Below are 19,271 nucleotides of genomic sequence, written 5' to 3' on the forward strand. Positions count from 1 at the left end.
TTAAAACCCCGGGGCGCCCGCTCCGGGGTTTTTCTTTTTTAACCTCTTCAGTCTCAGGGATTTTGTGATGAAACTTGTAGCCCAGGGCTCAACCCTCGATCTCTCTCATCCCCATGTGATGGGCATTCTTAATGTGACGCCCGACTCCTTCTCCGATGGCGGTGCCCACAACTCGCTGGTTGAGGCGGTGAAGCATGCCAACCTGATGATTAACGCCGGGGCGACCATCATTGATATCGGCGGTGAATCGACGCGGCCAGGGGCGGCTGAGGTGAGCGTAGAAGAGGAACTCGCACGGGTGATCCCGGTCGTCGAAGCGATCGCTCAGCGCTTTGAAGTGTGGATCTCGGTGGATACCTCCAAACCGGAGGTTATCCGCGAATCGGCCCGGGCAGGGGCGCATATCATTAACGATATTCGCTCGCTGACCGAACCTGGCGCGCTGCAGGCCGCCGCGGAAACCGGGCTGCCGGTGTGTCTGATGCATATGCAGGGTCAGCCGAAAACCATGCAGGAGGCGCCGAAATATGAGGATGTCTTCGCCGATGTCGAGCGCTTTTTTACAGAACATATTGTGCGCTGCGAGCAGGCGGGGATCGCAAAAGAAAAATTGCTGCTCGACCCGGGATTCGGTTTCGGTAAAAATCTCTCCCATAATTATCAACTGCTGGCCAGACTGGGGGAATTTCACCACTTTGGGCTGCCTCTGCTGGTCGGTATGTCGCGTAAGTCGATGGTAGGTCAGTTGCTGAACGTCGGGCCGTCAGAACGGCTGAACGGCAGCCTGGCGTGTGCCGTCATTGCAGCAATGCAGGGCGCGCAGATAATCCGCGTCCATGATGTCAAAGAAACGGTAGAAGCGCTGCGCGTGGTGGAAGCCACCCTCGCCGCTAAGGGAAAAAAACGTTATGAGTAACCGCAAGTATTTTGGCACCGATGGTATTCGTGGCCGCGTCGGCGATGCGCCGATCACTCCGGAGTTTGTGCTTAAGCTGGGCTGGGCGGCAGGGAAAGTGTTAGCGCGCCACGGCTCGCGTAAAATTATCATCGGCAAGGATACCCGTATTTCGGGCTACATGTTGGAGTCGGCGCTGGAAGCTGGGCTGGCGGCAGCGGGGCTCTCTGCGTCGTTCACCGGACCCATGCCGACACCGGCTATCGCCTACCTGACGCGCGCATTCCGCGCCGAGGCGGGGATCGTTATCTCGGCTTCGCATAACCCTTTCTACGACAACGGTATTAAATTCTTCTCCATTGAGGGCACCAAGCTGCCAGACGATGTGGAAGAGGCGATTGAAGCCGAAATGGAGAAGGAGCTTACCTGCGTGGATTCGGCAGAACTGGGCAAAGCCAGCCGTATCGTCGATGCCGCCGGGCGCTACATTGAATTTTGTAAAGGCACCTTTCCCAACGAACTGAGCCTCTCCACGCTGAAAGTGGTGGTGGATTGCGCGCACGGCGCGACCTATCACATTGCCCCCAATGTCTTCCGCGAGCTGGGAGCCCAGGTTATCGCGATGGGCTGCGAGCCAGACGGCCTCAACATCAACGAAGAGGTCGGCGCCACCGACGTGCGTGCGCTGCAGGCGCGCGTGCTGGCGGAGAAAGCCGATCTGGGCATTGCCTACGATGGTGATGGCGATCGGGTGATCATGGTTGACCATGAAGGTAATAAAGTCGATGGCGACCAGATCCTCTATATCATCGCCCGGGAAGGACTGCGTCAGGGGCAGCTGCGCGGCGGCGCCGTCGGCACGCTGATGAGCAATATGGGACTGGAGCTGGCGCTCAAGCAGTTAGGTATCCCGTTTGCCCGCGCGAAGGTCGGTGACCGCTATGTGCTCGAGATGCTGCAGGAAAAAGGCTGGCGCATTGGTGCGGAAAACTCCGGCCACGTGATCCTGCTGGATAAAACCACCACCGGCGATGGCATCGTCGCCAGTCTGCAGGTGGTCGCGGCGATGGTACGCAACCATATGAGCCTGCATGACCTCTGCAGCGGCATGAAGATGTTCCCTCAACTGCTGGTGAATGTGCGGTTTACCGAAGGCAGCGGTAATCCACTGGAGAACGAGCATGTCAAAGCGGTAACCGCAGAAGTGGAAGCGGCGTTAGGGAAACGCGGCCGTGTCCTGCTGCGTAAATCCGGAACAGAACCGCTGCTCCGCGTCATGGTGGAGGGCGAGCATGAAGAGCAGGTGCACGAGTTCGCGCACCGTATCGCCGAAGCGGTAAAAAGCGTTTAGCTTTCCGGGCTAAGTGGTTAAAAAGGCGGCGCTTGCCGCCTTTTTTATGATAGAAAACCGACTTTTTGCTGTTTTTTTCTGCAGTTGATACAATGTGTCGAAATTGCCCTTGCGAAGGTCATTCGCTTTGGTTAGTATTCACACCCGCTTCAGTGGGAAACGTTAAAACGTCCCGCTTTATTGGTCGAAGCACTTGGTATGCGGCAAATCCGCAAGGAACAGGTTGATTATGTACGAAGCTCTTTTGGTAGTTTTCCTTATTGTAGCGATTGGCCTTGTTGGTCTGGTTATGCTGCAGCAAGGTAAAGGCGCTGATATGGGAGCCTCCTTCGGTGCAGGCGCTTCCGGCACACTGTTTGGGTCCAGCGGTTCTGGTAACTTCATGACCCGTATGACCGGCATCCTGGCTGCGCTGTTCTTCATCATCAGTCTGGCGCTGGGTAATATCAACAGCAACAAGACCAGTAAAGGAAGTGAGTGGGATAACCTGAGCGCGCCGAAAACGGAGCAAACTCAGTCAACTGCACCGGCTCAGCCGAGCAGCGACATCCCGCACTAAGTATTCTGTACCGAGGTGGTGGAATTGGTAGACACGCTACCTTGAGGTGGTAGTGCCCTAACGGGCTTGTGGGTTCGAGTCCCATCCTCGGTACCAATATTCCAGAAAAAAGACGCTGAAAAGCGTCTTTTTTTGTTTTTGTCCCCACCGGCCATTTATTTATAAACATCTCTTTGCTGGTTCCCTCCTTTTACTGTCGTTAAAGTCGCCTCGTCAAATTAACAGAGGTGAAGTGACATAATGAACAAGATCGGGTTGCTTATCGTCGCCGGCGTGCTCGGTTTAGCAGGGTGCAGTTCAACATCGCCCTCCCAAACGGTGGAGACGATTAATGCGCTAACGGTACCGGTATCGCACAGTGAGCCTGGGGCTACAGCGAATAATGCCCAGGCGGTGACGCGCTATTTCCAGGACAATACGGCACTGATTGGTCGCCTTAACCATTCGTTGAAAAATCATTATTTGCAGGATGTGGAGCGCCGCGATGTGTTTGACAGACATAGTGAGGCGTACCAGGTGTATGGCGCCCTGACCCGTCTGGAGCAGATGGCGTCCATGAATGACGTTTACCGGAAAGAGAATAATGTTGCTGGTCTGCAGGAGATCAACCGCGTGCTGAAAAGCGTGCCGTTGGCCAGCTGAGAGAAGACAGGGACTGCCGGACGGCAATCCCTGTGTAAGGATTAAAAGCGGAAGTTAACCCCGGCATAGGCCCCGTCGGCCAGGGTGTTGTCACGATGGCCATCTTTCCCCGCAATATCGATATAACGATAGCCTGCTTCGATATTCAGAGACGGGAGCACGTTAATACGTAATCCGGCATTGGCCTCCACATAATCATCGACGCCGCTGGACATTGAGTCTGGTGAGTAATAGCCCTCACCGAAGAGCGTGAAGTACTGGCCGAGGGGGAGCTCTGCTCCGCCACCTGCAGCAATGGCGTAACCTTCATCCCCATCGTTGGGGTTCAGATAGACACCTTTACCGCCCAGCGTCATCAGAAAAGGCCCAAGGTTAAAGTTGTAGCCCATTCCCAGTCCTACGCTATCCCCGTCGTTGTCGCTGTGGACCCACTGGGTATTGAACGTCATACCCGGTTCCCCGGCGCCAAAGCTGGCGGAGAGATTGGTGAACTCGGCACCGGCTTCACCATGCAGGTTAACGGATGCGCAGACGGCGCTGCTGGCCCCCAGGGCGATCATCACGGCAACCAATTTTGGAGTAATAGACTTCATTGTGGAATTCCTTCAGATAAAAAAAAGCCCGATACGGGCGTTCGGGCAAAATTAACGGGTTCTTGGATCTCATCGTTATGGTCGCTGCAGACGACAGGCGAGGGGGTCAACTCCCGCTACCGCTGCTAACGCCTGGCCGATTTCCGGTGGCACATCCTGAGCCGGTGCAGGCCCGGCGGTTAACGCCGTGAGTGGCTGCCTGCTGGTCGAGCCCAGGGACATGTTGTCCGCCGGTAAATTCAGATGCTCAGCATAAAATTTTTCTTTTTTTACCGTTAGCGTTTATTGATTTAAATTTAAACATTTTCAACAGTGAGGTGAATAACAACAAATAAAGGTGACTGGCGCGGTCAAAATTTTTCAGGAAGTGAGGCGATGCTTTGCAAATAACCGCCGCGGGCAAAGGCAATATAACCGCCTTTCTTTAATGCTGACAAGACATTGAGAATACTGCTGCGCGACAGGTGGGTCCTGTCCTGAATATATTCAAGAATAGACACGCGCTGTCGGGTCTCTTCGGTTAATAGCATCATTTCCAGTAGATGGTTACGTATGACCGAATAGGTTCGCTGTTGCAGGACCAGATCGTCACGATATACCAGGTACGAAGTATGATAGGCCAGCAGGCTGGTCACCTCTTCCCAAAGGTTATGCTGGCGAAATAGTGCGGAGGCCAGGTCATAGTCGATCCGTAGCAGCTCGGAAGAGACCTCCGCCCGCAGACTATGGCTACGACTAGGCTGTAGCATTTCCGCCACGCCGAAAAGGTGCGGCTCATAGACGGTTACCATCAATAGCTTGTCGGAATTACGGATAATCGACAGTTCGCCTTTTTTAAAAATAAAGAGCTGAGTTTTGCCTTTATATTCCCATGTCAGTCTTTTTCTGGCGATCGCGTTAACGGGCGTGGCGTGCGGCTCAAGCACATCGATCAGTCGGTCAATGGCCTTTTGTGGCCTGATCGGTGGTTTAATATTCATTATGTTTATCACCAGATATGAATTAATCAATTGAAGTTATTATAGTCAACAATTTTGCTGGTCGGGCGATAAGGAAAAAATGCGTCCTGGCGATTTTTTTTGATGTTGGTGGGTAACAAAAAATAAAAAGCCGGCGGAAAGCCGCCGGCGGAGAGCAAACATCGTCAGGCGATTATTTGCCTTTGTTTTCCAGATTCTCAACCTGCGGTAAACCGGTTGCTGAGGAGGCGCTCAGCAGGCCAGACTGGGCATAGCCAAACAGCTTCTCGCGGGTATCGGTGATATCCAGATTACGCATGGTCAGCTGACCGATACGGTCTTCGGCGGTAAACATAGAATCGCCTTTTTCCATGGTCAGACGCTCTGCTTTATAGGTCAGGTTGTCTGAAACGGTATTGAGGATCGAGTAGTCGTTACCGCGACGCAGTTCGAGGGTGACTTCACCGGTGATCTGGCTGGCAACCCAGCGTTGCAGTGAATCACGCAGCATCAGCGCCTGGGAATCGAACCAGCGTCCCTGATACAGCAGGCGGCCCAGCTGACGACCGTGGGCGTGGTATTGCTCGATAGTATCTTCGTTATGGATACCGGTCAGCAGACGCTCATAGGCGATATGCAGCAGCGCCATCCCCGGGGCTTCATAAATGCCGCGGCTTTTCGCTTCGATAATGCGGTTTTCAATCTGATCGCTCATGCCCAGACCGTGGCGACCACCGATACGGTTGGCTTCCAGCATCATCTCGACGTCATCGGCGAAGGTTTTGCCATTCAGCGCCACCGGATGGCCTTGCTCAAAGCGTACAGTCACCTCTTCCGCAGGGATCTTCACGGTTTCGTCCCAGAACTTCACGCCCATAATCGGGTTGACGATCTTGACGCTGGAGTTCAGGAATTCGAGGTCTTTCGCTTCGTGGGTCGCGCCGAGCATGTTGGAGTCGGTGGAATAGGCTTTTTCGACTGACATCTTGTAGTCAAAGCCGCAGGCGATCATAAATTCGGACATTTCGTGACGGCCGCCGAGTTCATCAATAAAGTCGCTGTCCAGCCACGGCTTGTAAATCTGCAGTTCAGCATTGGTCAGCAGGCCGTAACGATAGAAACGTTCGATATCGTTGCCTTTATAGGTGCTGCCATCGCCCCAGATGTTGACGCCATCTTCTTTCATTGCCGCCACCAGCATGGTGCCGGTGACCGCGCGGCCCAGCGGCGTGGTGTTGAAGTAGGTCAACCCACCGGTGGTGTTATGGAATGCGCCACACTGAATCGCCGCGATCCCTTCTGCGACCAGCTGTTTGCGGCAGTCGATCAGACGGGCACCTTCGGCGCCATACTCTTTCGCGCGGCGCGGAATAGCATCGTAGTCGTCTTCGTCCGGTTGACCCAGGTTAGCGGTATATGCATAAGGCACGGCGCCTTTTTTGCGCATCCATAACAGCGCGGCGCTGGTATCCAGTCCACCAGAGAAAGCGATACCAATACGTTGACCAACCGGGAGATGCTTGAGAATCGTCGTCATAAAATAAAACCCTGCTCGATAGACTGTGGTGAGTTCGACTCAACAACCTTAACTGCATTTTTATGCATTAATTGTGAGTATTCATTTAACCATCTTTTACTGGCGACAGGAAGGGCTTCATCATCTTTTTGCTAAAAAAGCCTGAAATACCAGCACAAACGGCAATCGGGGGTGATAAAATGCATGTTGACAAAATATACTAATTGCCGATACAATTCACCCCGATTTTATGTCCCGTCTTCGGTACCAAATCCCAGCAGTATTTGCGTCTTTTACTCAATAAGAGTAAAATATGCCACGTTTCAGGCGCGGGGTGGAGCAGCCTGGTAGCTCGTCGGGCTCATAACCCGAAGGTCGTCGGTTCAAATCCGGCCCCCGCAACCACTTTCCCATTAAGTACTTTTTCAAATATACTGTGAGGACTAAGTGTCCTTCGTAGCCGAATTTGAAAGAATTCTTGCGGAAGGTGTTCCAGATCGCCATGGCGATCTCAGGGTTCAGTTATCTAAAGCCCCGATTTATCGGGGTTTTTTGTTATCTGACTTCAGAATAACTGGGCTATACGCCCTTTTTTTATGTCTTGGGGGTGGGTTTGTCCACATTAGAGCAAAAATTAACAGAGATGCTCACTGCGCCGGTTGAAGCGCTTGGCTTTGAGCTGGTCGGCATCGAATTTATTCGCGGTCGCACATCCACACTGCGCATCTATATTGATAGTGAAGATGGCATCAACGTTGATGATTGTGCTGATGTGAGCCACCAGGTAAGCGCCGTCATGGATGTTGAAGACCCGATCACTGTCGCTTACAACCTGGAAGTCTCTTCGCCTGGTCTCGACCGTCCGATGTTCACCGCCGAACACTATCAACGTTTCACTGGCGAAGAAGTTGCGCTGGTGCTGCGCATGGCGGTTCAGAACCGTCGCAAATGGCAGGGCATTATCAAAGCGGTAGACGGTGAAATGATCACGGTAACCGTCGAAGGCAAAGATGAAGTGTTCGCGCTGAGTAACATCCAGAAGGCGAACCTGGTTCCCCACTTTTAACAGTCTGGATTGAGGTGAAAGGCCCCGATGAACAAAGAAATTTTGGCTGTTGTTGAAGCCGTTTCCAACGAAAAAGCGCTGCCGCGCGAGAAAATTTTCGAAGCGCTGGAAAGCGCGCTGGCAACGGCCACCAAGAAAAAATACGAACAAGAGATCGACGTTCGCGTAGAAATCGACCGTAAGAGCGGTGATTTTGACACCTTCCGTCGCTGGCTGGTTGTTGAAGAGGTGACTCAGCCGACGCGCGAGATCACGCTGGAAGCGGCGCGTTACGAAGATGAAAGCATGAACGTCGGCGACTATGTCGAAGATCAGATTGAGTCTGTTACCTTCGACCGTATCACCACGCAGACCGCTAAGCAGGTTATCGTGCAGAAAGTCCGCGAAGCCGAGCGCGCGATGGTGGTCGATCAGTTCCGCGAGCACGAAGGTGAGATCATCACCGGCGTGGTGAAAAAAGTGAACCGCGACAACATCACCCTTGATCTGGGCAACAACGCTGAAGCCGTGATCCTGCGTGAAGATATGCTGCCGCGTGAAAACTTCCGTCCGGGCGACCGCATCCGCGGTGTACTGTACGCTGTCCGTCCGGAAGCGCGTGGCGCCCAGCTGTTCGTGACCCGTTCCAAACCTGAGATGCTGATCGAACTGTTCCGCATCGAAGTGCCGGAAATCGGGGAAGAAGTGCTGGAGATCAAAGCGGCAGCTCGCGATCCGGGCTCTCGTGCGAAAATCGCGGTGAAAACCAACGACAAGCGTATCGACCCGGTTGGCGCTTGCGTCGGTATGCGCGGTGCGCGCGTGCAGGCCGTCTCTACTGAGCTGGGCGGCGAACGCATCGATATCGTCCTGTGGGATGATAACCCGGCGCAGTTCGTGATTAACGCCATGGCGCCGGCAGACGTCGCGTCTATCGTGGTGGATGAAGATAAACACACCATGGATATCGCGGTGGAAGCGGGCAACCTGGCGCAGGCGATTGGCCGTAACGGTCAGAACGTTCGTCTGGCTTCGCAGCTCAGCGGCTGGGAACTCAACGTGATGACCGTTGACGATCTGCAGGCTAAGCACCAGGCGGAAGCGCATGCCGCTATCGATACCTTCACCAAATATCTCGATATTGATGAAGATTTCGCGACAGTGCTGGTTGAAGAAGGCTTCTCCTCGCTGGAAGAACTGGCCTATGTGCCAATGAAAGAACTGCTGGAAATCGACGGTCTGGATGAAGCCACCGTTGAAGCACTTCGTGAGCGTGCGAAAAACGCACTGACTACGCTGGCGCTGGCTCAGGAAGAAAGCCTGGGAGACAACAAACCTGCCGATGATCTGTTGAATCTGGAAGGTCTGGATCGTGCTCTGGCATTCAAACTGGCCGCCCGTGGTGTTTGTACGCTGGAAGATCTCGCCGAGCAGGGCGTTGATGACCTGGCTGATATCGAAGGGATGACCGACGAGAAAGCTGGCGAGCTCATCATGGCTGCTCGCAACATTTGTTGGTTCGGCGACGAAGCGTAATAAACTGTAGCAGGAAGGAACAGCATGACAGATGTGACTATTAAAGCGCTGGCCTCAGAAATTCAGACCTCTGTGGATCGCCTGATACAGCAATTTGCTGATGCAGGCATTCGCAAATCAGCTGATGATTCTGTGACCGCGCAAGAGAAGCAAACCTTGTTAACGCACCTGAATCGTGAACACGGTTCGGCGCCTGACAAGCTGACGTTGCAGCGTAAAACGCGCAGCACGTTGAATATTCCAGGTACCGGTGGAAAGAGTAAATCGGTACAAATCGAAGTCCGCAAGAAACGCACCTTTGTGAAACGCGATCCGCAAGAGGCTGAACGCCTGGCCGCGGAAGAGCAGGCGCAGCGTGAAGCGGAAGAGCAGGCCCGTCGTGAAGCTGAAGAAGCAGCGAAACGCGAGGCGCAATTAAAAGCTGAACGTGAGGCCGCAGAACAAGCTAAACGTGAAGTCGCTGATAAAGCGAAACGTGAAGCCGCGGAAAAAGACAAAGTGAGCAATCAACATACCGACGAAATGACCAAGACCGCCCAGGCTGAAAAGACCCGCCGTGAGAACGAAGCAGCGGAGCTGAAGCGCAAATCGGAAGAAGAAGCACGCCGCAAACTTGAAGAAGAAGCGCGCCGTGTAGCGGAAGAAGCACGCCGTATGGCTGAAGAAAATGAAAAAAACTGGACTGAAACTCCAGAAACCCCTGAAGAAACGACCGACTACCACGTAACCACCTCTCAGCATGCGCGTCAGGCTGAAGATGATAACGACCGTGAAGTCGAAGGCGGCCGTGGTCGTAGTCGTAGCAGCAAAGTGGCTCGTCCGGCCAAAAAAGGCAACAAACACGCTGAATCTAAAGCTGACCGTGAAGAAGCCCGTGCGGCCGTTCGTGGTGGCAAAGGCGGCAAGCACCGTAAAGGTTCCGCTCTGCAGCAGGGCTTCCAGAAGCCGGCTCAGGCTGTTAACCGTGACGTTATCATCGGCGAAACCATCACCGTTGGCGAACTGGCTAACAAGATGGCGGTGAAAGGTTCTCAGGTCATCAAAGCGATGATGAAGCTGGGTGCCATGGCGACCATCAACCAGGTCATCGACCAGGAAACCGCACAGCTGGTTGCCGAAGAGATGGGCCATAAAGTTATCCTGCGTCGTGAAAACGAGCTGGAAGAAGCAGTAATGAGCGACCGTGACACCGGCGCTGCGGCTGAACCGCGCGCACCGGTAGTGACCATCATGGGTCACGTTGACCACGGTAAAACCTCGCTGCTGGACTACATTCGTTCTACTAAGGTTGCCTCCGGCGAAGCGGGTGGTATTACCCAGCACATCGGCGCCTACCACGTAGAAACCGATAACGGCATGATCACCTTCCTGGATACCCCGGGCCACGCCGCGTTTACCTCCATGCGTGCTCGTGGTGCGCAGGCAACGGATATCGTGGTTCTGGTGGTGGCAGCAGACGACGGCGTGATGCCGCAGACTGTGGAAGCTATCCAGCACGCCAAAGCGGCGCAGGTGCCGGTAGTGGTTGCGGTGAACAAGATCGATAAGCCGGAAGCGGATATGGATCGCGTGAAGAACGAACTCTCCCAGTACGGCGTAATGCCGGAAGAGTGGGGCGGCGAAGCGCAGTTCATCCCGGTATCCGCGAAAGTCGGTACTGGTATCGACGACCTGCTGAACGCTATCCTGCTGCAGGCTGAAGTTCTCGAACTGAAAGCCGTACGTAACGGTATGGCGAGCGGCGCGGTCATCGAATCCTTCCTCGATAAAGGTCGTGGTCCGGTGGCTACCGTTCTGGTTCGCGAAGGTACCCTGCATAAGGGCGATATCGTACTGTGTGGCTTTGAATATGGCCGCGTGCGTGCGATGCGTGACGAACTGGGTCGCGAAGTTCTGGAAGCGGGTCCGTCCATTCCGGTGGAAATCCTCGGTCTGTCCGGTGTTCCGGCTGCGGGTGATGAAGTGACCGTGGTTCGTGACGAGAAAAAAGCGCGTGAAGTTGCACTGTATCGTCAGGGCAAATTCCGTGAAGTTAAGCTGGCTCGTCAGCAGAAATCTAAACTGGAAAACATGTTCGCTAACATGACTGAAGGCGAAGTTCACGAAGTGAACATCGTGCTGAAAGCGGACGTGCAGGGTTCTGTCGAAGCGATTTCCGATTCCTTACTGAAACTGTCTACCGACGAAGTGAAAGTGAAGATCATCGGTTCCGGCGTAGGTGGTATCACCGAAACCGACGCGACCCTGGCAGCAGCTTCCAACGCGATTCTGGTTGGCTTCAACGTTCGTGCCGATGCCTCTGCACGTAAAGTTATCGAAGCGGAAAGCCTGGATCTGCGTTACTACTCCGTCATCTATAACCTGATCGACGAAGTGAAAGCAGCGATGAGCGGCATGCTGTCTCCGGAACTGAAACAGCAGATCATTGGTCTGGCTGAAGTACGTGATGTGTTCAAATCGCCGAAATTCGGCGCCATCGCAGGCTGTATGGTTACCGAAGGGACGATCAAACGTCACAACCCAATCCGCGTACTGCGCGACAACGTGGTTATCTATGAAGGCGAGCTGGAATCCCTGCGCCGCTTCAAAGATGACGTCAACGAAGTCCGTAACGGCATGGAATGTGGTATCGGTGTGAAGAACTACAACGACGTTCGCGTTGGCGATATGATCGAAGTGTTCGAAATCATCGAAATCCAGCGTAGCATCGATTAATCATCTGATGGCTAAGCAGCCGGGGAAGCGAAGCGCCACCCGGCAATCATTTTAAAAAGGGGCTTTTGGCCCCTTTTTTGTCTTTATTCTGGAGAACTTATTATGGCGAAAGAATTTGGTCGCCCGCAGCGTGTGGCCCAGGAGATGCAAAAAGAGATTGCCATCATCCTGCAGCGTGAAATCAAAGATCCGCGTCTGGGCATGATGACCACCGTTTCCGGTGTGGAAATGTCCCGCGACCTGGCCTATGCCAAGGTATATGTCACCTTCCTGAACGACAAAGATGAAGCCGCGGTAAAGGCGGGCATCAAAGCGCTGCAGGAAGCCTCTGGCTTTATCCGCTCTCTGCTGGGTAAAGCGATGCGTCTGCGCATCGTGCCGGAACTGACTTTCTTCTACGACAACTCACTGGTGGAAGGGATGCGCATGTCCAACCTGGTCACCAGCGTGGTGAAACACGACGATGAGCGTCGTGTGAACCCGGACGACAGCAAGGAGGACTGATGAGTCGTCCTCGTCGTCGCGGCCGCGACGTGCACGGCGTATTGCTGCTGGATAAGCCTCAGGGCGCTTCCAGCAACGATGTGCTGCAGAAAGTAAAACGTATTTATAACGCCAACCGCGCCGGGCACACCGGCGCGCTGGATCCGCTGGCGACCGGTATGCTGCCTGTGTGCCTTGGCGAAGCGACCAAGTTTTCCCAGTATTTGCTGGACTCCGATAAGCGTTATCGCGTGATTGCCAAACTTGGCCAGCGCACGGATACCTCCGATGCCGACGGTCAGGTGGTGGAAGAGCGTCCGCTAACCTTTAGCGACGAACAGCTGGCGGCGGCGCTGGAGAGTTTCCGCGGCGAGACGCAGCAGGTGCCGTCGATGTACTCGGCGCTCAAATATCAGGGCAAGAAGCTGTACGAATATGCTCGCCAGGGTATTGACGTCCCGCGGGAGGCCCGGCCGATTACGGTCTATGAGCTGCTGTTTATTCGCCACGAAGGCGATGAACTGGAGCTGGAGATCCACTGCTCGAAAGGCACCTACATCCGGACGATTATCGATGATTTAGGTGAGAAACTCGGCTGCGGCGCGCACGTGATTTTCCTGCGTCGCCTGGCGGTGAGCAAATACCCGGTTGAACGGATGGTGACCCTCGAGCAGCTGCAGACACTGGTCGATCAGGCGGCGGCGCAGGATATCCCTGCCGCGCAACTGCTTGACCCGCTGCTGATGCCGATGGACAGCCCGGCTTCGGACTATCCGCTGGTAACGATTCCGGAGACTTCCGCGGTCTACTTTAAGAACGGCAACCCGGTACGTCAGTCTGGCGCGCCGCTTAGCGGGCTGGTGCGGGTGATGGAAAACGAGTCTGGCAAGTTTCTCGGCATGGGCGAAATTGACGATGAAGGCCGCGTGGCGCCGCGTCGTCTGGTGGTGGAATACCCGGCGTAAGCGCTTTTCTTGCGATAAAAGCCTGCTACGAGTAGAATATCGCCGCTTAACGTCCGCTAAAGTGTTTTAACATTTTCGGGCGTTGCATCAGGGGTCGCTGAATTAGAGATCGGCACCCTTTCTTTCTTTTAATTTTTGGAGTTATAAAATGTCTCTAAGCGTTGAAGCTAAAGCAAAAATCGTTTCTGAGTTTGGTCGTGGCGAAAACGACAGCGGTTCTACCGAAGTTCAGGTTGCACTGCTGACCGCACAGATCAACCACCTGCAGGGCCACTTTGCAGAGCACAAAAAAGATCACCACAGCCGTCGTGGTCTGCTGCGCATGGTTTCTCAGCGTCGTAAACTGCTCGACTACCTGAAACGTAAAGATGTTGCACGTTACTCTTCGCTGATCGAGCGTCTGGGTCTGCGTCGCTAATTCTGCGAGTTTCAGAAAAAGGGGCCTGACGGCCCCTTTTTTCGACCGGGCGGCAGCAATTCATTCAAAACTCATGTATTGTTGCTAGTAATGATCTTCATGCAGAGGTTCGCGCGGCTAATGAGAGGCTTCATCCGCAGGGGCGGGTAAAGGTTGTCATTAGTCGCGAGGATGCAGAGGATCGGGTCAATAGACGCTATGTCGTGGATATGGCGTCATTTATAGATAAAAAGGATAGAATTTTGCTTAATCCGATCGTTCGTAAATTCCAGTACGGCCAGCATACCGTGACCCTGGAAACCGGCATGATGGCGCGCCAGGCAACGGCCGCTGTGATGGTTAGCATGGATGACACTGCGGTATTCGTTACCGTTGTGGGTCAGAAAAAAGCGAAGCCAGGCCAGGACTTTTTCCCGCTGACTGTTAACTACCAGGAGCGTACCTACGCTGCCGGTAAAATCCCGGGTGGTTTCTTCCGTCGTGAAGGCCGTCCAAGCGAAGGTGAAACCCTGATCGCGCGTCTGATTGACCGCCCGGTTCGCCCGCTGTTCCCGGAAGGCTTCGTTAACGAAGTTCAGGTTATCGCCACTGTCGTTTCCGTTAACCCGCAGGTTAACCCGGATATCGTCGCGATGATCGGCGCTTCCGCTGCGCTGTCCCTGTCTGGTATTCCGTTCAATGGCCCAATCGGCGCCGCGCGCGTGGGTTACATCAACGACCAGTACGTACTGAACCCAACCCAGGAAGAACTGAAGTCCAGCAAACTGGACCTGGTGGTTGCCGGTACTGAAGCGGCCGTGCTGATGGTTGAATCCGAAGCTGAACTGCTGAGCGAAGACCAGATGCTGGGCGCAGTGGTCTTTGGTCACGAACAGCAGCAGATTGTTATCCAGACCATCAACGATCTGGTGAAAGAAGCCGGTAAACCGCGTTGGGACTGGCAGCCGGAAGTCGTTGATGCCGCGCTGAACGCGCGCGTGGCTGCACTGGCTGAATCCCGCCTGAGCGATGCTTACCGTATCACCGACAAACAAGAGCGTTACGCTCAGGTTGACGTGATCAAGTCTGAAACCATCGCCACGCTGGTTGCAGAAGATGAAACCCTGGACGCTAACGAACTGGGTGAAATCCTGCACGCTATCGAGAAGAACGTTGTTCGTAGCCGCGTACTGGCAGGCGAGCCGCGTATCGATGGCCGCGAAAAAGACATGATCCGTGGTCTGGACGTTCGTACCGGCGTACTGCCGCGTACTCACGGTTCCGCACTGTTTACCCGTGGCGAAACGCAGGCGCTGGTTACCGCGACCCTGGGCACCGCACGCGATGCGCAGAACATCGACGAACTGATGGGCGAGCGCACGGACTCCTTCCTGTTCCACTACAACTTCCCTCCGTACTCCGTAGGCGAAACTGGCATGGTGGGTTCTCCGAAGCGTCGTGAAATCGGTCACGGTCGTCTGGCTAAGCGCGGCGTACTGGCCGTGATGCCGACTATCGACGAATTCCCGTACACCGTTCGCGTGGTGTCTGAAATCACCGAATCCAACGGTTCTTCTTCCATGGCTTCCGTCTGTGGCGCCTCTCTGGCGCTGATGGACGCGGGTGTACCGGTGAAAGCCGCCGTTGCGGGTATCGCAATGGGCCTGGTGAAAGAAGGCGACAACTTCGTTGTTCTGTCTGACATCCTGGGTGACGAAGACCACCTTGGCGATATGGACTTCAAAGTAGCGGGTTCCCGCGACGGTATCTCTGCGCTGCAGATGGATATCAAAATTGAAGGTATCACCAAAGAAATCATGCAGGTTGCTCTGAACCAGGCTAAAGGTGCGCGTCTGCACATCCTGGGCGTGATGGAACAGGCGATTAACGCGCCGCGCGGCGACATCTCCGAATTCGCACCGCGTATCCACACCATCAAGATCAACCCGGACAAGATCAAAGACGTTATCGGTAAAGGCGGTTCTGTTATCCGTGCCCTGACCGAAGAAACCGGCACCACCATCGAAATCGAAGATGACGGTACCGTGAAGATCGCAGCGACCGACGGCGACAAAGCGCAGCACGCTATCCGTCGTATCGAAGAGATCACTGCTGAGATCGAAGTTGGCCGTATCTACAATGGTAAAGTGACCCGTATCGTTGACTTTGGCGCGTTCGTTGCCATCGGCGGCGGTAAAGAAGGTCTGGTTCACATCTCGCAAATCGCTGACAAGCGTGTTGAGAAAGTGACTGACTATCTGCAGATGGGTCAGGAAGTACCGGTGAAGGTTCTGGAAGTTGACCGTCAGGGCCGTGTCCGTCTGAGCATCAAAGAAGCAACTGAACAGACTCCGTCTGCCGCAGCGCCGGAAGCTCCGGTCGCCGAGCAGGGCGAGTAAGGTTGCCGTTAGCCCTCCGCTTTTGCGGAGGGCGTTTTACGGGCAGGACGCCTCGTTTGCAGCCGGGGAACAGGACGTTCATCCAATCGTTGTCTTCGGGAGTGGGAAATGAAGCCTTTTTTGCGCTGGTGTTTCGTGGCGACAGCTCTCACGCTGGCAGGATGCAGTAGCACCGCCTGGCGTAAGGACGCCGTCCTCGCAGTACCATTGCAACCGACTTTACAGCAAGAAGTGATTCTGGCACGCATGGAACAAATTCTTGCCAGTCGGGCTTTATCCGATGACGAACGCGCACAGCTTTTATATGAGCGCGGAGTGTTGTATGATAGTCTCGGTCTGAGGGCATTAGCGCGAAATGATTTTTCACAAGCGCTGGCAATCCGACCCGATATGCCTGAAGTATTCAATTACTTAGGCATTTACTTAACGCAGGCAGGCAATTTTGATGCTGCCTATGAAGCGTTTGATTCTGTACTTGAGCTTGATCCAACTTACAACTACGCGCACTTGAACCGCGGTATCGCCCTGTATTACGGCGGCCGGGCTAAGTTAGCGCAAGATGATCTGCTGGCGTTTTATCAAGACGATCCCAATGATCCTTTCCGTAGCCTGTGGCTTTACATCGCCGAGCGTAAACTCGACGAGAAGCGGGCGCTTGAAGCACTCAGAGAGCGCTTAAACAAGTCGGACAAAGAGCAATGGGGATGGAACATTGTCGAGTTCTACCTTGGCGACATTAGCGAAAAAGAGCTGATGACTCGTCTGAAGGCAGACGCAACGGATAACACCTCGCTCGCTGAGCATCTCAGTGAAACCAACTTCTATTTAGGTAAGTACTACCTAAGTCTGGGGGACAAGGACAGCGCTACGGCACTGTTCAAACTGGCGGTCGCCAACAACGTACATAACTACGTTGAGCACCGATACGCATTGTTGGAATTATCGCTCTTGGGCCAGGAGCAAGATGACCTGGCAGAATCGGACCAGCAATAGCTGACGAACACATCAGCCCATAGTTTTTTGCTTGCTATCACCTTTGCGGGTGAGGGCGTTGTTGTTCGTTAATACACCTACTTTGAGCCGGTTCACACTTTTCAATGAAAATTACCGAAAATTTTCACGATGAGTTATGTAGACTGGCCGCCATTAATTTTGAGGCACACGTACTACATGGCTGAATTCGAAACCACTTTTGCAGATCTGGGCCTGAAGGCTCCCATCCTTGAAGCGCTTAACGATCTGGGTTACGAAAAACCATCTCCGATCCAGGCTGAGTGCATTCCGCATCTGCTGGACGGCCGCGACGTTCTGGGTATGGCCCAGACGGGTAGCGGTAAAACCGCAGCGTTCTCTTTACCGCTGCTGAACAACATTGATCCTGAGCTGCGAGCTCCACAGATTCTGGTGCTGGCACCGACCCGCGAACTGGCGGTACAGGTTGCTGAAGCAATGACGGATTTCTCTAAACATATGCGCGGCGTAAACGTGGTTGCCCTGTACGGCGGCCAGCGTTATGACGTGCAGCTGCGCGCCCTGCGTCAGGGTCCGCAGATCGTTGTCGGTACCCCGGGTCGTCTGCTGGACCACCTGAAGCGCGGCACGCTGGATCTCTCTAAACTGAGCGGTCTGGTACTGGACGAAGCCGATGAAATGCTGCGCATGGGCTTTATCGAAGACGTAGAAACGATTATGGCGCAGATCCCGGAAGGTCATCAGACCGCGCTGTTCTCTGCCACCATGCCGGAAGCGATTCGTCGCATTACCCGCCGCTTTATGAAAGAGCCGCAGGAAGTGCGCATTCAGTCCAGCGTCACGACTCGCCCGGATATCAGCCAGAGCTACTGGACTGCCTACGGCATGCGTAAAAATGAAGCGCTGGTGCGTTTCCTGGAAGCGGAAGATTTTGATGCGGCGATTATCTTCGTGCGTACCAAAAACGCGACCCTGGAAGTGGCTGAAGCGCTGGAGCGTAGCGGCTATAACAGCGCCGCGCTGAACGGCGATATGAACCAGGCGCTGCGTGAGCAGACTCTGGAACGTCTGAAAGACGGTCGTCTGGATATCCTGATCGCCACCGACGTTGCGGCCCGCGGCCTGGACGTTGAGCGTATCAGCCTGGTTGTTAACTATGACATCCCGATGGATTCCGAGTCTTACGTTCACCGTATCGGCCGTACCGGTCGTGCGGGTCGTGCTGGCCGCGCACTGCTGTTCGTTGAGAACCGCGAGCGTCGCCTGCTGCGTAACATCGAACGTACGATGAAGCTGACTATTCCTGAAGTAGAACTGCCGAACGCAGAACTGCTGGGTAAACGTCGCCTGGAAAAATTCGCGGCTAAAGTTCAGCAGCAGCTGGAAAGCAGCGATCTGGACCAGTACCGTGCGCTGCTGTCGCAAATCCAGCCGACGGCTGAAGGCGAAGAGCTGGACGTGGAAACGCTGGCTGCTGCGCTGCTGAAAATGGCCCAGGGCGAACGTTCTCTGATCGTTCCGCCGGACGCGCCGATGCGTCCTAAGCGCGAGTTCCGCGATCGTGACGATCGTTTCGAACGTCGCGGCGACCGCAATGACCGTGGTCCGCGTGGCGATCGTCCTGAGCGTAGTGGCGAAGATCGTCCGAAGCGCGAGCGTCGTGAAGTTGGTGATATGGAGCTGTACCGCATTGAAGTGGGCCGTGATGACGGCGTTGAAGTTCGTCATATCGTTGGCGCGATCGCTAACGAAGGCGACATCAGCAGCCGTTACATTGGTAACATCAAGCTGTTCGGTTCTCACTCCACCATCGAACTGCCGAAAGGTATGCCGGGCGAAGTACTGCAGCACTTTACTCGCACCCGCATCCTGAACAAACCGATGAACATGCAGCTGCTGGGTGATGCTCAGCCGCGTCCAGACCGTGGCGGTGAACGCCGTGGTGGTGGTGAGCGTCGTGAAGGTGGCCGTAGCTTCGGCGGTGAGCGTCGTGAAGGCGGTCGTAGCTTCGGTGGCGAGCGTCGTGAAGGCGGTCGTGGTGATGGTCGTCGTTTCAGCGGCGAGCGTCGTGACGGTGGTAACCGCGCACCGCGCCGCGATGATGCTGGTGCTGCTCCGCGCCGTGATGACTCCGCCGGTCGTCGTCGTTTCGGTGGCGATGCGTAATTAGCACAACACGCTAGCGTAAAGTAAATAATACAGCCCCAATCGTCATGATTGGGGCTTTTTTTATTCCTTTTGTAC

General features: G+C 54.5%; 17 protein-coding genes and 2 tRNA genes. 16 read left to right on the forward strand and 3 right to left on the reverse strand.

Features of this window, described 5'->3' with window-relative positions:
* The first annotated feature begins 67 nt into the window (after positions 1 to 67).
* From folP to CWM54_RS28545, 5 genes are all read left to right on the forward strand, one after another.
* Positions 68 to 916: a dihydropteroate synthase gene (gene folP, locus CWM54_RS10130; protein WP_061153199.1), complete on the forward strand. Its 849-nt coding sequence runs from the start codon at positions 68 to 70 to the stop codon at positions 914 to 916.
* Positions 909 to 2,246 carry a phosphoglucosamine mutase gene (gene glmM / locus CWM54_RS10135; RefSeq protein WP_100696972.1) on the forward strand — a complete coding sequence of 446 codons (1,338 nt, stop codon included), beginning with the start codon at positions 909 to 911 and terminating at the stop codon, positions 2,244 to 2,246. The genes folP and glmM overlap by 8 nt, the downstream gene beginning before the upstream one ends.
* 229 nt (positions 2,247 to 2,475) lie before the next feature.
* Complete coding sequence (gene secG / locus CWM54_RS10140; RefSeq protein ID WP_100680594.1) at positions 2,476 to 2,805, forward strand: preprotein translocase subunit SecG; 330 nt, start codon at positions 2,476 to 2,478, stop codon at positions 2,803 to 2,805.
* A 9-nt stretch (positions 2,806 to 2,814) separates the two neighbouring features.
* A tRNA-Leu gene (locus CWM54_RS10145) sits at positions 2,815 to 2,901 on the forward strand.
* A gap of 297 nt (positions 2,902 to 3,198) precedes the next feature.
* The gene (locus tag CWM54_RS28545; protein WP_162493299.1) at positions 3,199 to 3,447 is read left to right on the forward strand and encodes a hypothetical protein; all 249 of its coding nucleotides are present in this window, start codon (positions 3,199 to 3,201) and stop codon (positions 3,445 to 3,447) included.
* A 41-nt stretch (positions 3,448 to 3,488) separates the two neighbouring features.
* Here CWM54_RS28545 and CWM54_RS10155 read toward each other — a convergent pair whose 3' ends face one another.
* The 3 genes from CWM54_RS10155 to argG all read right to left on the reverse strand — a co-directional run bounded on the left by CWM54_RS10155 (position 3,489) and on the right by argG (position 6,536).
* Positions 3,489 to 4,040, reverse strand: a complete 552-nt coding sequence (locus CWM54_RS10155; RefSeq protein WP_061153202.1) for a YfaZ family outer membrane protein — start codon at positions 4,038 to 4,040, stop codon at positions 3,489 to 3,491.
* 350 nt (positions 4,041 to 4,390) lie between these two features.
* Positions 4,391 to 5,020: a winged helix-turn-helix transcriptional regulator gene (locus CWM54_RS10160; RefSeq protein WP_023323319.1), complete on the reverse strand. Its 630-nt coding sequence runs from the start codon at positions 5,018 to 5,020 to the stop codon at positions 4,391 to 4,393.
* A 172-nt stretch (positions 5,021 to 5,192) separates the two neighbouring features.
* Positions 5,193 to 6,536: an argininosuccinate synthase gene (argG, locus tag CWM54_RS10165; RefSeq protein WP_061153203.1), complete on the reverse strand. Its 1,344-nt coding sequence runs from the start codon at positions 6,534 to 6,536 to the stop codon at positions 5,193 to 5,195.
* 307 nt (positions 6,537 to 6,843) lie between these two features.
* Here argG and CWM54_RS10170 point away from each other — a divergent pair.
* The 11 genes from CWM54_RS10170 to CWM54_RS10225 all read left to right on the forward strand — a co-directional run bounded on the left by CWM54_RS10170 (position 6,844) and on the right by CWM54_RS10225 (position 19,193).
* A tRNA-Met gene (locus CWM54_RS10170) sits at positions 6,844 to 6,920 on the forward strand.
* Positions 6,921 to 7,128: 208 nt separating this feature from the next.
* Positions 7,129 to 7,581, forward strand: coding sequence for a ribosome maturation factor RimP (gene rimP, locus CWM54_RS10175; RefSeq protein ID WP_002918364.1), 453 nt, complete (start codon positions 7,129 to 7,131; stop codon positions 7,579 to 7,581).
* A 27-nt stretch (positions 7,582 to 7,608) separates the two neighbouring features.
* A complete protein-coding gene (gene nusA / locus CWM54_RS10180) occupies positions 7,609 to 9,096 on the forward strand; it encodes a transcription termination factor NusA (RefSeq protein ID WP_008806630.1) in 1,488 nt (495 codons plus the stop codon).
* A 24-nt stretch (positions 9,097 to 9,120) separates the two neighbouring features.
* Complete coding sequence (gene infB, locus CWM54_RS10185) at positions 9,121 to 11,811, forward strand: translation initiation factor IF-2 (protein ID WP_061153204.1); 2,691 nt, start codon at positions 9,121 to 9,123, stop codon at positions 11,809 to 11,811.
* Between the two features lie 102 nt (positions 11,812 to 11,913).
* Positions 11,914 to 12,315, forward strand: a complete 402-nt coding sequence (rbfA, locus tag CWM54_RS10190) for a 30S ribosome-binding factor RbfA (protein WP_002918248.1) — start codon at positions 11,914 to 11,916, stop codon at positions 12,313 to 12,315.
* Positions 12,315 to 13,259, forward strand: coding sequence for a tRNA pseudouridine(55) synthase TruB (gene truB, locus CWM54_RS10195; RefSeq protein WP_100696974.1), 945 nt, complete (start codon positions 12,315 to 12,317; stop codon positions 13,257 to 13,259). The genes rbfA and truB overlap by 1 nt, the downstream gene beginning before the upstream one ends.
* Before the next feature lie 148 nt (positions 13,260 to 13,407).
* Positions 13,408 to 13,677, forward strand: coding sequence for a 30S ribosomal protein S15 (gene rpsO, locus CWM54_RS10200; protein WP_004106090.1), 270 nt, complete (start codon positions 13,408 to 13,410; stop codon positions 13,675 to 13,677).
* 242 nt (positions 13,678 to 13,919) lie between these two features.
* Positions 13,920 to 16,055, forward strand: a complete 2,136-nt coding sequence (pnp, locus tag CWM54_RS10210) for a polyribonucleotide nucleotidyltransferase (RefSeq protein ID WP_061153206.1) — start codon at positions 13,920 to 13,922, stop codon at positions 16,053 to 16,055.
* A gap of 108 nt (positions 16,056 to 16,163) precedes the next feature.
* Complete coding sequence (gene nlpI, locus CWM54_RS10215) at positions 16,164 to 17,048, forward strand: lipoprotein NlpI (RefSeq protein WP_002918241.1); 885 nt, start codon at positions 16,164 to 16,166, stop codon at positions 17,046 to 17,048.
* 104 nt (positions 17,049 to 17,152) lie between these two features.
* Entirely contained in the window at positions 17,153 to 17,233 is an 81-nt protein-coding gene (gene yrbN, locus CWM54_RS10220; protein WP_085954934.1) for a protein YrbN, read from the forward strand.
* Positions 17,226 to 19,193: a DEAD/DEAH family ATP-dependent RNA helicase gene (locus tag CWM54_RS10225; protein WP_100696976.1), complete on the forward strand. Its 1,968-nt coding sequence runs from the start codon at positions 17,226 to 17,228 to the stop codon at positions 19,191 to 19,193. Before yrbN ends, CWM54_RS10225 begins: the two co-directional genes overlap by 8 nt.
* Positions 19,194 to 19,271: the final 78 nt, after the last annotated feature.

Origin of the sequence: Klebsiella sp. D-Nf1 (assembly GCF_002810515.1) — a bacterium.
GTDB lineage: Bacteria > Pseudomonadota > Gammaproteobacteria > Enterobacterales > Enterobacteriaceae > Klebsiella > Klebsiella variicola.

What these genes read in the sequence shown, in the direction of transcription:
- truB (WP_100696974.1), top strand. Translation starts at nt 12,315, where the DNA reads ATGAGTCGTCCTCGTCGTCGCGGCCGCGACGTGCACGGCGTATTGCTG.
- yrbN (WP_085954934.1), top strand. Translation starts at nt 17,153, where the DNA reads ATGAAAATTACCGAAAATTTTCACGATGAGTTATGTAGACTGGCCGCC.
- CWM54_RS10160 (WP_023323319.1), bottom strand. Translation starts at nt 5,020, where the DNA reads ATGAATATTAAACCACCGATCAGGCCACAAAAGGCCATTGACCGACTG.
- nlpI (WP_002918241.1), top strand. Translation starts at nt 16,164, where the DNA reads ATGAAGCCTTTTTTGCGCTGGTGTTTCGTGGCGACAGCTCTCACGCTG.
- CWM54_RS10225 (WP_100696976.1), top strand. Translation starts at nt 17,226, where the DNA reads ATGGCTGAATTCGAAACCACTTTTGCAGATCTGGGCCTGAAGGCTCCC.
- CWM54_RS10155 (WP_061153202.1), bottom strand. Translation starts at nt 4,040, where the DNA reads ATGAAGTCTATTACTCCAAAATTGGTTGCCGTGATGATCGCCCTGGGG.
- secG (WP_100680594.1), top strand. Translation starts at nt 2,476, where the DNA reads ATGTACGAAGCTCTTTTGGTAGTTTTCCTTATTGTAGCGATTGGCCTT.
- nusA (WP_008806630.1), top strand. Translation starts at nt 7,609, where the DNA reads ATGAACAAAGAAATTTTGGCTGTTGTTGAAGCCGTTTCCAACGAAAAA.
- argG (WP_061153203.1), bottom strand. Translation starts at nt 6,536, where the DNA reads ATGACGACGATTCTCAAGCATCTCCCGGTTGGTCAACGTATTGGTATC.
- glmM (WP_100696972.1), top strand. Translation starts at nt 909, where the DNA reads ATGAGTAACCGCAAGTATTTTGGCACCGATGGTATTCGTGGCCGCGTC.
- rbfA (WP_002918248.1), top strand. Translation starts at nt 11,914, where the DNA reads ATGGCGAAAGAATTTGGTCGCCCGCAGCGTGTGGCCCAGGAGATGCAA.
- folP (WP_061153199.1), top strand. Translation starts at nt 68, where the DNA reads ATGAAACTTGTAGCCCAGGGCTCAACCCTCGATCTCTCTCATCCCCAT.
- infB (WP_061153204.1), top strand. Translation starts at nt 9,121, where the DNA reads ATGACAGATGTGACTATTAAAGCGCTGGCCTCAGAAATTCAGACCTCT.
- rpsO (WP_004106090.1), top strand. Translation starts at nt 13,408, where the DNA reads ATGTCTCTAAGCGTTGAAGCTAAAGCAAAAATCGTTTCTGAGTTTGGT.